Genomic DNA, 12,438 nt, shown 5'->3' on the forward strand with positions numbered 1-12,438 from the left:
GGCGTGAACACGCGGGGAGCCCGCTCCGGGCCCCCATGAGGAGGAGCGGACATGGCGAGGTTGATCCGTGAAGTGATGACGCGCGAGGTAGAGGTCATCCGTCCGAACGACACCGTGCGGGAGGCGGCCCGGAAGATGCGCGACCTGGACGTGGGCCCCATTCCCGTCTGTGACGGCAAGCGGGTGCAGGGGATGATCACCGACCGCGACATCGTGGTGCGCGCCATCGCCGAGGACATGGACCCGGTCCAGACGCCCGTGTCCGACATCATGTCCAAGGGAATCCAGTACTGCTTCGAGGACGATCAAGCCGAGGACGTACTCGATCGCATGGAGGAGTTGCAGTTGCGCCGGTTCATCGTGGTGGATCGCGACAAGAACCTGGTGGGCATCGTGGCGCTGGGCGACCTGGCGGGCGAGGAGAGTGGACACCGCGTGGGCAAGGCGCTCGAGGGCATCTCCGAGCCCGCGAGCCACTGAGCCGCGGGACACCGGAGCCCGGGTGGACTGGGCTCCGGAGCGGTTTCCAGGGCTTTGGACGCGAGTCAAAATGGAAGCCTGGGGCCTGAGCCAGGCTAAAGCTCTTCGCGGAACGGCTCCGGAAAAATGCCGTGACGGGCTAGCGAGCAGAAGTCCGCTAGGATTGTCTTGGCGTAATAGGCGATGAGCGGCTCGCCCGGGAATTCCTCGCGGAGCTCGCGCTCAAGCTCGGCGGAGAGTGCCGCGAGCTTTTCGACGTCCCGGCCCGCGTTCTCGCGGACTCTCTCAATCCTGCCCGTGACCCCAGAAAGGCGGAAGGCCGCCTCTGTCTTGCCTGATGTGGCCGTCATCGCGACACCGGACGGGGAAACTGCCGCTCAAGCCAGGCGACGATAACCGCGTGGAGACCCTCGATTGACGGCAGGCTTTGGAACGCCTCACACAGTCTCGCCTGCCAGAGGGCCGTCGTGATTGCCTCCTTCTCGCGCCGCTCGATGGCGCGCATCACCTCCTCCGTCCGGGGCGTCTGACGCAGGCTGGCCTCAAACTCGTACTGCTCCCGGTGGAAGCAGTACAGGAGGAGGCGCGCCGTCAGGCACTCCCGGGGGGTGCGAGGGAGATTGTGGCGGGTCTCCTCGCTGCCAGACGCCTGGGAGGCGCGCAAGACGCGCTGACGGCAGCTCGGCAGCGCGGGAGCGCCCGGACTCGGTTGGGCAAGGATCAATTCGTCGACGTCCGGCTGGGGGGCGATGGGTCTCTTGATGGCGCTCAACTCATCCGCAGCCCAAAGCCCAGGCTCGGGTGTGGGTGGAAGCACGCGAGTGTTGGGCGAGCGTGCGACCGGCGCGGTTTGATCGCCTGGCTGCCCCACCACGGGTGCCCCCGCTCCCGCGGGGACGTACCGGGGAACAGACACTGGGGTGGACGGAGCTGGAGGTGGAACTGGAGCCACTGCCTGGGCATGAACCGCCGTGGCGACCCACACGCCGAGCCCCATCACACGGTAGGTTATTCCAAGGACTCCTACTCGAAACGTCATGCTCCGTGCTTCTACCCCCGTATCCATCGCCCAGGCAAGGCCCCCCTCCGGGCGCCTGAAGGTTGCGCCAACAAGGCCCGTGTCCCCCTTCGGCCCTTGTGAACCTTGAGGACCCACATCGCCCTTCGGCCCCGCCGCACCGACTGGCCCTGATGCCCCCTCGGGACCGGCCGGGCCACAAGGACCGGCCGGTCCCGTATCGCCCGTCGCCGGTCGCTACGCGGTGGTTCCTCCCATCATGATCGCCCAGGACTAGAAACGCACACACACCTGTGCGCTCACGGTTGCCTGCACCTTCACGCCGAGATCGGAGGATGTCCCGGCCCCGAACGAATAACCTCCATCAGGGAACGACATCGATCCTTGCTTGAACCCCAAGCTACCCTTGTCTTCCCAATCACCACAAAATGGGCGTTTGGAACCAATCTTTGCCTTAAACCCCAGGGCCGAGCCAGAGATTTCGGTATTAAGAGAGACCCCCGAGGCAGCCAACGTGCCATACGGATTGACGGAGAAACCTCCGCCGCCTCCGACCCCCATTTGATAGCACACGGAGTATCCCTCGCCCGGCCACCAAGCAAATTCGAAACCAAACCCCATCCCCGCGTATGAGGAGTATCCGACAGAGGCTAGGCCAGTCGGATCCAACAGGTTAACAGGATTCCCAGCCGCGTATTGATACAAGTTGAGCTGACCTCCCGCGAAGAGCAGAGGATCGCGCGATGTCCAGACGCCTGTCTCCGCATCGTAGTCGCGGGCGCCAAAACGAACAAGACCGCTATGTGCGTCATAGAGGCCGCCCGCGAAGGCGAAGGGTTGGAAGCCTGGGTTGGAGTCGGACAGCACCTCACCAAATGGGCCATACTCCAAGGCCTGGGCGACAACGCCGGTCGACGCATTGACGACGAGGCGGATGCTGCCCAAATGGTCGGTGAGGAGGCGATAGGTGATGCCGCCCTTGACCATATAATCGGGAACATGGCGTTGGCTAGCATAGACGAAGCGGGACACGACAGCCCCCGAGCCATCCAACTCGGCAACTACCCGCAAGGGCCCATCATAGAGGAACGCCTGAATCAGGGTACCATTGAGACGTTTGCCCACCCGACGATTGGAGGCGTCCACCACATAGTCTAACTGGGTGCCATTGGGCAATTGAACGTGGGTGAGCGCGCCTAGGGCGTCGTAAGCGTATTGGGTGGGTGCAGCCTCGGGTGGGCGCAGGCGTTGTTGCAAGGCACCGTTGACCCCGAAGGTGTAAGTGGATGACCCAAAGGTTTGGAGTCTGTCCTGGGCGTCGTAGGTGGCAGTGAGGAGCACTCCGCGCCGAGAGAGAGAGGTACGGTTGCTATTGGCGTCATAGCCGTAGGAGGCATAAGGCTCTCCGTCCAGCGTTACGGTGTGGAGACGCCCAACAGTGTCATAAGAGTAACCCCACTCGTGCGTCACTCCATTGGCCACTTCCGTCTTGGAGATGATGCGGCCGGCGACATCACGGTCTAGGGAGAGGCTGTAGAGCATGGTATTCCGAAAAACTGCGGAGAGCGTGTGCACCTCGCCATAGGGGGTGTACTGCTGCTCGGTGTTCACTTGATCCAGGATGGTGCCGGACAACAGTCCGTTGTCCGGCCTGCGGCGCAAAGATAGCGCCCCTGCGGAGATGAGGAGACCATCGTTGTCATACCCATAGGCAATGGATTGGCCCTGCACCTCGACGGCACTGAGGGTGAAATCAGGGGTGTAGGAGTAGCCAACGCTCCCCTGCACTCCTCCACTCCACGCCACACGTTTCACCAAAGACCCGTCATAGGCAATGGCCAAGCTGGGGCCTGTGCTGTCCGTAAGAGCAGCCAAGCGGCCTTGAGCGTCATAGCCAAAATCCACCGAGGTGCGGGGAGTGGTAAGGACGTCCACTCGGCCCGCGCTGTCCCTGAGCACTTGCACAGAGGAGCCATCAGGCAGGTTGGCGGAAGTGAAGGCCCCGTCCAAATTGTAGGCGTACTGAGTGGGCACCGAGGATGTGGAGGCGAGCGCAGGCGGTGGAGTGTAGCTTTTCATTGTGTCGGAGAGGCTGTAGCGGAAGGCATGGGCGGGTCGCTCCGGAGGCACCAACTGGATGAGGTTGCCATGGGCGTCCGAGGAAAACTCCACCGTGCGTCCTCCCGGCAAATGCTGTGCGGTGAAACGACCTACCAAGTTGTAGCTGAATCCCGTGGTGCGGTCTAGAACGTCCTCAACTGACGCCAGAAAGCCCAAGGAATTGTAGGCGTAGGCTTCGGTGCGCTCCCCTTGTGACACCTTCCAGGGGCGGCCCTCGGCGTCGTAGCTATACTCCAACGGCAGAACACCTGATACTTCCTGTCGAATTAGCCTTCCCTTCTCGTCAAGGATGGAGGTAGCCAGACGCCCCTCGGGACTCTTCGTGCTGAGGGTCCGGCTAGCGGGGGCGTAGGTGCTGATTTCGGTGCGTCCATTCTGGATGCGAGTATCGACTACAGCGCTGATTCCCTGGAGTGGATCGCCATTCACATAGGTGACTGTGTTGGCGCGGGTAACGGTGGAAGTGAGACCACTCGGCAGCGTTACCTTCGAAGAAACCAGGGGCGCCTGCATGCCAAAGCGGGCGTCTGGGCCGAGCACCTCAGTCGTGACTGTGCCATCCGGCGCGGTGGTGGTCGTGCTACTTCCGTCCTCAGCCATCAGACGCAAGGTGACTGTGCCATCCGGTGCCGTGGTGGTACGCTTCTGTCCGCCTCCAGGCAGTCGATGAACCTGATAGCGAGTGGTGCGCCCTAATGCCGTGGAGAGCATCACCGTGTAGCCATCTTCGGCATCTGTCCGTGTCAGCTGCTTGTAACCTCCCGCCGGGAGGGTGTCTCTCGCCAGCTTGCCGTGAGTGTCATAGGTGTACTGGTGCAGACCGCCGCGGGCATCTCGCATAGACGAGAGTAGACCATTGGGGTCATGGTTGAGCTCCACCCTTTCTCCCGCCAAGTTCGTCAGAGCGGCAAGATAGCCTCGGTCATCCAGCGCCAGACGAGTGCGCTGCCCATGAGGAGCCACAATTGCCAGGGGCTTACCCAAGGCATCGCGCTCCACGCGCGTCAGGAGACCATCCCCGTCAACAATGGATGACAGGCGCCCAGCAGCATCATATTCAAAACCGTACCGCAGCGCCCCCGTCAGCGAATCCACAGTGCGAAGGTGACGCCCCCCATTCGCAAAAACATACACGTCGCGACCGTCTTTGGAAGCTACGGATCGCTCGCCACTGGAGATAACCCACGGCGAAAAGCGTACAGAGCGAACCTGATTGCCATCCACGGCATGAAGACTATCATCAGGCCCCATGGCAATAGCCGATGGACCATGATAAAACCGCGCCTGAGTAGCTGGCCCGCCATCTCCATGCCCTACACTTCCAGAAACTCCAGTTCCCGCCACGACAGAAATAATGCCATCCGGCCCCACTCGCAATACACGATAATCAAAAAAACACACGACATACAGACTGCCATCACCCCCCACGGCGACATCCAGCGGAGAAGAAAGTCTAGCCTGCGTAGCCGGCCCTCCTTCGCCTCCAGCACCCGACTGGCCGTTTCCCGCCACAGTGGAAATAATGCCATCCGGCCCAACCCGTCGAACACGATTATTATCCACATCAGCGAAATACAGACTACCATCGCCTCCCACGACCAACCCCAGCGCCAAACTAATATCAGCCTGCGTGGCTGGCCCTCCGTCTCCCCCAGAGCCATGCATCCCGGTACCCACCACCGTGGTGATAATACCATCCAGTCCCACTCGCCGAATGTGGCTACCATAATCAGAAATATAGAAACTGCCATCAGCGCCCACGGCGACTGCTGCAGGCCCATCGAGATGGGCCTGCGTAGCCGGCCCCCCATCTCCTCCATGAGCCCACTCTCCAGTCCCCGCTACTGTGGAAATAATGCCATCCGGCCCTACTCGCCGAACAATGTTGTTGTCGATATCCACTATATAGATACTGCCGTCGGGCCCCACGGCAATATCAACTGGAGCATGAAGCTGGGCCTGTGTAGCCGGCCCCCCATCTCCTCCAACGCCATCATCTCCGTTCCCCGCCACGGTGGAAACAATGCCATCCGGCCCAACTCGCCGGATGCGATGGTTGCCAGCGTCCGCGATATACAAACTACCATCAGGCCCAGCGGCGACAGCCCTCATTGCGCTGAACAGGGCCTGGGTGGCCGGCCCCCCATCCCCGCCATAACCCCAGCCATTGCGTCCCGCCACGGTGGAAATGACGCCTCTATGCTCATTCCACTGAACTCCCTCTGTGTTTCCATTGCCGAGGAGAATTGTATTCGAGCGCACCATCAATTGGTGTTGGGGGGAAAGTTGCCAGCCCCCCAAATTCTCAGGGGACTCACTCCACCCCCCAATCTTGGACCCCCAGGTTTGCCAGAGTGTCATTTCTCTCTGCTGTCGGCTGTAGATGGGCTCGTCGCCCGCGAGCGCGAAGGCCTGAGCGAATTCAGCGGGCTTCAGGTAGACCAGCGGATATAAGTAGCCCGTTCGCCCTGTAACAGGAACCTCGCCCTGCACGGCACGACCATAGGCATCCTTGCCATCCCAAGTAAAGAAAAGCGTCTGATTTGGGATGGCTGGGAGGCTATAAGTGAAGCGCCTGCCGGCCACACCCACTTCGACTACAAAACGCTGAAGTGAGGACGGTACCGAAGCACCGCTCACAGGGATACGCAGAGTATTTTTGTCTGCCCCCAGCATTCGATCACTCCGGTAATGGAGACGGAAGGGAGTGCCGGCAAGGGGGAGTGACTCGCCTAGCGCTTGGTTCTGGCAATCAATGATGCTGCCACGCTGGCAATCCGGCCTGCCCTCTGGACCATTCTGAGGTGCCGCGTTCTTCGGCCCTCTGGCCCCAAGGGGAGGCCCGTAGGGCCAGTTGTAGTCCCAGGGAGTGAAATGACTCACGAGGACGCGCCACAAGGTCTTTCCCTCAGGGTAGAGGCTGGCCAGCTGCCGCTGTTCGGCATCGGAAATGCCCAGCTCAACCAGCACCGCTTCGCCATCAGGCAGTCCGTCTCCAGTGACATCCAACTGAGCCGCACCGTCGAGCACACCAAGCACTTGGATGATGCGGCCGTTACCCGAAGGCAGCCATCTGCCCCGCTTTCGGTCGTAGTAGCCCGCAGGGACAGCCCCTCCCACCGGGAAGCTCAGGAAGTTGTCCACATAGGAAACCACCGGCTGCGTAAAGCGCACCTCTTGACTGTCTAAGGCCATGGCTTCATCCAACGACAACTCTACCGCGTAGGTATAGCCGCTGGTGGAAGGCAAATGTGCCGGCATTGAATCCGGCCCCGCTTCGCCTACTGTGTATTCGGTGGCGCGCACCGTGGCCGAGAAGAGCGGCACCTCGTCGCCATTGGGCAGTACGGCCAGTGCATGGGTGCCCGGTGTGAAGAGAAGCGTGGCTTGGCGCGAGCCATCCGCGTCCGTGATGGCGCTGCCGCGTGCCACCTGAATGGTAGTGCTCGCACCGCTGAAGTCCACAGGAGTACCCTGGGAATCCAGCGCAACCAGCACCACGTCTGGCATCCAGGCGAAGTCTCCCCAAGGCACTTGAATTAGGCGCTGCGCGGAGAGTAAGCCCTCGGCCTCGTACCTAACGGTGAGTGGACCTCCACCATTCACCGCAAAATCGAAGAGCCCGTTCTCGCGCGTGAGGGTATGTCCATATTCCGGATGGTCGAGCACGGACACGCGCACCTGAGACAGGGGATGCCCCTCACGGGACATCACCTTGCCGCGCAGCACGGCCAAACGTTGGGGCTTCAGAGAGCCAGGAACCACTCCTTCCTGAATGGGATTGTCTCCGGAATAGAGGAAGGACACCGAGTCGACGAAAGTCGGCACCGAAAGGGTGGGTAGTGGGGGCGCTACCTCCTCTGGGTTCGGCGGTGTATGGGATGGGGGCACTTCCACGAGTAGGGCTGCGGTGGTCACCTCATCCACCGAGCCGTAGGTATTGCCCTGGCCATCCCGCCAGGACAGGGTCATTTGAGTCTGGTGCTCCTGCCCGTTCAGTGCCCGCAAGCGCGCGGCGTATTCCAACGCCGATTCTCCCGGCTGCCTCATGGGAAGCGGAGGCACCATCCAGGTAACCTCTTTGCGCCGAGCACCCCCCGGAGCCATCGCCTCCAGGGGCACTTCCACCTGGGTTGCGTCAGGCAGCACCACCTTGACGTTTGCCGATGCGGCGAGCGCCGAGCCCACGTTGGATGCCGTCAGCGTATAGGTAACATCCTGCCCAGGCAGTACCCGAGAGGGGCCTTCCAGGCTCAGGGTGAGGCGCGGCAGGAGCAGTCGACTGGCCGAGAAAAGCGACAGGGGCTGCTCCTCTGCTCCTTGAGCATCGGCAAAATGTACCTCCCCCTGCGAGAGGAGGTGCTGGCGCTCCAGTTCCTCCAGGCGTTGCAGGTATGTAGCCGCGGATTCCCCTTCCCCACGCGCCGCTACCACCGGCGCCGCTAGGCGAAAGGTCACGACGCGCTCCTCTCCAGCCGCCAAGGGCCCCACCACCTCGTCAGCAGGAGGCAGCTGCGTTCCCTGAAAGATTTCCCTCACCCGCACTTGCTCTGCCGACGCGGCGGACTCGTTCGAGAGCCGCACCGTCACTTCGAAGCCCTGTCCCGGCAGCACCTCCATCGGTTGTGTCTGCGTTGCTACAAGGGAGACCGCCCCTGGGTCAGTGCGGCCACAAGCCACCATCCCCACCAACATCCATGGAACAAGCAAACGTAAAGGCGACGAAGTCATGCGGGATCCCCCAGGTCGGCGCCTTCGTTCGCGCCACGATTGGACACCATACAACGTTGGAAAGAGTACCACGCAGCGCCCTGCCTACTCGAACACTGCACGTGTCGCCACGACAACATTACCGGAGTTGTCCGGGAGGAACACAGGAGCGGTCGATCCCCTGCCCATCCTCTGCCTGACTACTTGGCGAAGACAGGGCCACAGCAGGACCCCTCTTGTTCAGTCCCCACGAACCCAGCGCGTGGCCACAAGCAGGAGTTACCATGAGATGCCTTTGCGACACCCATGAGTTCGTGCGCTTGGCAAGCATCAGAGGTTATCATGGACGCTGGGGAAACCCCAGCAAGTCGCGCGACCATGCTGAGAGCATAGGTGTTACATCGCCGTGCTCGTCGTCGAGAATGTCCCCGATGATGCCCACCCCCTACCTCTTCGGTGGACACGAGCTTGATGGCGATGGCGATGGCGGGCGCGTCGGCTGCGGAGACGGTGACGAGCGAGAAGCCCGCCGAGGCGAGCGGCTGGCACTAATCAGGGCGCGGACAGCTCACATGTACCGAACGAGATCAGGCCGCGACCCATGTCTTCGATATACCTTGGAGCTGGAAAGATCTGCACGCTGAGCTGGGGGTCAAACAAGTACATTTTTTTGATCTTCACGTTCGGACTGACATCGACGCGGTCAACCTTGTGGCGGTCACAGGTGACTTTCTTCTGAATCTCCGACCATCTGTACCGCGAGACGAATACCCCCGTCTTAGTCTCCTCAATGCGGGTGTGCGGCTTCCATTTCGCCAAGTCAGCCACTGTGGACTCACCCTCATGTACCAGGTGAATGGGTGGGCATAGAGGCGGTTGTACTCGGGCCAGCTCGCTTCAAGGTGGGCGATGAACTCGGAGTAGCTGGCCCATGTCCCAGATGAGGTGGATGCGTCGCAGTTGCCTGGACTCCTCATCAACTCCGGGAGCACAGCTCGCAAGCAGGCGGCGTCATTGCGCTCCAGGCACCAACCGCGCATCTGGCCGGTGTGTACCTCCAACTTCACCAGGAAGTAAGCCTTGGAGCGGATGGGTGTCACGGGGGCGAAGTTCAAGGAGGTTTGACCCGTAGTCATTGGACCCCTTGCCTTCGCCCTCCGTTCATCCACGGCTCAGCCCAGATCGAACAGCAGGGCCTCGAGCGGCTCGGTCGCGGAGAGCTCCAGCCGAGACTCCTCGGACACGGCCACGCCGTCACCGGCCTTGAGCGCCACGCCGTTGAGCGTGCCCGCGCCGCGCGCCACCTGCAGCCACGCGTGCCGCCCCGGCGCCAGGGTGTACTCCGTCTTCTCTCCCCGGCCCAGCACGGTGCTGTACAGCCGCAGATCCTGGTGCACCTTCAGCGAGCCGTCCTGGCCCTCGGGGGACACCACCAGCCGGAACTTGCCCTGGCGCTCCGCGAGCGGGAACTCCTTCTGCTCGTAGCCGGGCGTCAGCCCCTTGCGCTCCGGGAGGATCCAGATCTGCAGGAAGTGCACCTCCTCGTCCGAGTTGTTCATCTCACTGTGCCGCACGCCCGTGCCCGCCGTCATCCGCTGCATCTCTCCCGCGCGCAGCACGCCCACCGAGCCGAGGCTGTCGCGGTGCTCCAACTGTCCGCTGAGCACGTAGGTGATGATTTCCATGTCCCGGTGGGGGTGCGCGCCGAAGCCGCTGCGCGCGGCCACCCGGTCCTCGTTGATGACGCGCAGGGCGCGGAAGCCCATGGCGGACGGGTCGAAGTAGTCCCCGAACGAGAAGGTGTGGTGGGAGTCCAACCACCCGTGGTTCGCATGGCCGCGCGCTTCCGAATTCCGAACGATGATCATGATGCCGTGTCTCCTTCGCCAGACATCATGCGAGTGAGACATGCCCTGCACCAGCCGGGCTCCCCGGGACACATTGTTCTACCCACGGGACATTGGATTCCAGGTCGTGGCCCAGCGCTCGCGCGCGAGCTCCACGAAGGCCATCACCTTGGGCGCATGGTGGCGGCTGCTGGGATAGACGGCATGCACGGGCGTCTCGGAGGCGGCCCAGTCGGACAGCAGGTGTTGCAAGCGTCCCGAGACCACGTCCTCGGCGCAGGCGATGTTGGGCAGCAGGGCGATGCCCGCGCCCGCCAGGGCCATGCCGCGCAACATGTCCGGCTCGTTCACGGCGAGGCGCGTGGGTACCTGGACCTCGACGGATTTGCTCCCGGAGCGCAGGGCCCAGTGGTTGGCCTCTCGGGACGAGCCGAAGAGCAGGCAGTCATGCTTCTCGAGGTCCCGGGGCGTCTTGGGGGCGCCCCTCGCCCGGACGTAGTCCGGCGACGCCACCACCACGCGCTCGATGTTCCCGAGCCGGCGGGCCATGAGCGAGGAGTCCGCCAGCTTGCCCGCGCGGATGGCCAGATCGAACCCCTCGTCCACCAGGTCCACCGTGCGGTCCGAGCACACCATCTCCACCTGCACGTCGGGATAGCGCCGGAGGAACTCCGCGACGATCGGTCCGAGGATGCTGAAGGTGAGCGGGGCCGTCACGCGCAGCAGCCCATGAGGAGCGGCCTGCATGCGAGTAACCGCCTGCTCCGCCTGCTCCGCCTCGGCCACGATGCGCGCGCAGTGCTCGTAATAGGCCTGTCCCACGTCCGTGAGGCGCAGCTGGCGCGTGGTGCGTTGCAGCAGTTGCGCGCCCACTCGCTCCTCCAGCTCGGACACCTTCCGGCTCACCGTGGACTTGGGCATGCGCAGCCCTCGCGCCGCCGCCGTGAAGCTGCCCGCCTGAACGACCTTGGCGAAGACGAGGAGTTCGTTGAGATCCATTCCGCCCGAGCCTTTTTCCGAGTGAAGTGTTGGCGGGTGGTTATGAGGCCAGGCCCGCGTTGTTCCACTTTTCATCAATGCGCTACATATGTGTTCCTCATGGTGGAAACCTTGTTCGAGGAGCTCAAGCGCTACGTGGGCTTCGAGCCGGCGGATGGCCTGCTGCTCCGGGAGCTGCACGAGGTGGCGCGGCCGCGGTTTCCCGCCATCGCGGACGTCTTCTATGCGCGCATCCTGCAGCACGAGGGGGCGCGCAAGGCGCTCGCGGGCGAGAGCCAGGTGGGTCATCTCAAGGTGTCGTTGCTCACCTGGATGGAGCAGCTGCTCAGCGGCCCCTGGGACGAGGACTACTACCTGGCGCGCTGCCGGATCGGCCGCATGCATGTGCGCGTCGCGCTCCCCCAGCATTACATGCTGGGCGCGATGAACGTGCTGAGGCAGGAGTTCAACCTCCTCATCGCCGAGCACCACGCGGGCCAGCCCGAGCGGTTCCAGGCCATGAGCTTCGCGTTGGGGAAGATCCTCGATCTGGACCTGGCCATCATGCTGCACACCTTCCGCGAGGATCTGCTCGCGCAGCAGGCGCGCCACGAGCGGCTGTCCACCTTCGGCCAGCTCGTGGGCTCCATCGGCCACGAGCTGCGCAATCCGCTGGGCGTCATCGAGACGTCGCTCTTCATCCTCAAGGGACGTCCCCTGGCCAGCGACGAGCGCTCGGCCAAGCACCTGGCGCGCATCGGTGAGCAGGTGGCGCTCGCCAACCGCATCGTCTCGGATCTGCTGGACATGATCCGCGACCGGCCGCTCAAGCGCGAGTCGCTGCGGCTGGAGGCCGTGTGGAAGGATGCCCTCTCCTCGGTGCACGCGCCCGCGGGCGTGTCCCTGCGCGCCGAGGGGCTCGAGTCGCTGCCCACGTTGGAGGGAGATCCGGGGCAGATCCGCCAGGTCTTCGTCAACCTGATGGAGAACGCCGTGCAGGCGGTGGGCGACACGGGCTCGGTGTGCTTGTCGGCCTCGGCGGAGCCGAACGCGGTGGTGCTCGTCCTGGAGGACTCGGGGCCGGGGGTGAGCGAGGCCATCCGGCGCCGGATGTTCGAGCCCCTGATCACCACCAAGTCCGGGGGGATCGGCCTGGGCCTGCCACTGGTCAAGCGCATCCTCGAGCGCCATGGAGGCTCCATCATCTACGATCCCCAGGGCGGGGGAGGGGCGCGCTTCGTCCTTCGGCTCACCCTTCCTCCACACTCCGCGTGAGCGTCCGCC

The 12,438-nt window shown here is 63.1% G+C and carries 7 protein-coding genes; 2 read left to right on the top strand and 5 right to left on the bottom strand.

Translation table 11 applies throughout. The features are described 5' to 3' along the window. The first annotated feature begins 51 nt into the window (after positions 1–51). Positions 52–480: a CBS domain-containing protein gene (locus tag F0U63_RS18125; RefSeq protein ID WP_395847173.1), complete on the top strand. Its 429-nt coding sequence runs from the start codon at positions 52–54 to the stop codon at positions 478–480. 95 nt (positions 481–575) lie between these two features. Here F0U63_RS18125 and F0U63_RS18130 read toward each other — a convergent pair whose 3' ends face one another. The 5 genes from F0U63_RS18130 to F0U63_RS18150 all read right to left on the bottom strand — a co-directional run bounded on the left by F0U63_RS18130 (position 576) and on the right by F0U63_RS18150 (position 11,175). Further along, positions 576–830: a hypothetical protein gene (locus F0U63_RS18130; protein ID WP_395847174.1), complete on the bottom strand. Its 255-nt coding sequence runs from the start codon at positions 828–830 to the stop codon at positions 576–578. After that, the gene (locus F0U63_RS18135; RefSeq protein WP_395847175.1) at positions 827–1,252 is read right to left on the bottom strand and encodes a hypothetical protein; all 426 of its coding nucleotides are present in this window, start codon (positions 1,250–1,252) and stop codon (positions 827–829) included. Before F0U63_RS18135 ends, F0U63_RS18130 begins: the two co-directional genes overlap by 4 nt. Positions 1,253–1,771: 519 nt before the next feature. Further along, on the bottom strand, positions 1,772–8,239 hold the full coding sequence (locus F0U63_RS18140) for an RHS repeat-associated core domain-containing protein (protein ID WP_395847176.1): 6,468 nt from the start codon (positions 8,237–8,239) through the stop codon (positions 1,772–1,774). Between the two features lie 1,262 nt (positions 8,240–9,501). Then, positions 9,502–10,197: a pirin family protein gene (locus F0U63_RS18145; protein WP_395847177.1), complete on the bottom strand. Its 696-nt coding sequence runs from the start codon at positions 10,195–10,197 to the stop codon at positions 9,502–9,504. Between the two features lie 78 nt (positions 10,198–10,275). Then, entirely contained in the window at positions 10,276–11,175 is a 900-nt protein-coding gene (locus F0U63_RS18150) for a LysR family transcriptional regulator (protein WP_395847178.1), read from the bottom strand. Between the two features lie 99 nt (positions 11,176–11,274). On the opposite strand from F0U63_RS18150, the gene F0U63_RS18155 reads away from it, so the two are divergent. Next, entirely contained in the window at positions 11,275–12,429 is a 1,155-nt protein-coding gene (locus tag F0U63_RS18155) for a protoglobin domain-containing protein (protein ID WP_395847179.1), read from the top strand. Positions 12,430–12,438 lie beyond the last annotated feature (9 nt).

The organism is Cystobacter fuscus (assembly GCF_044360685.1).
GTDB lineage: Bacteria > Myxococcota > Myxococcia > Myxococcales > Myxococcaceae > Cystobacter > Cystobacter fuscus_C.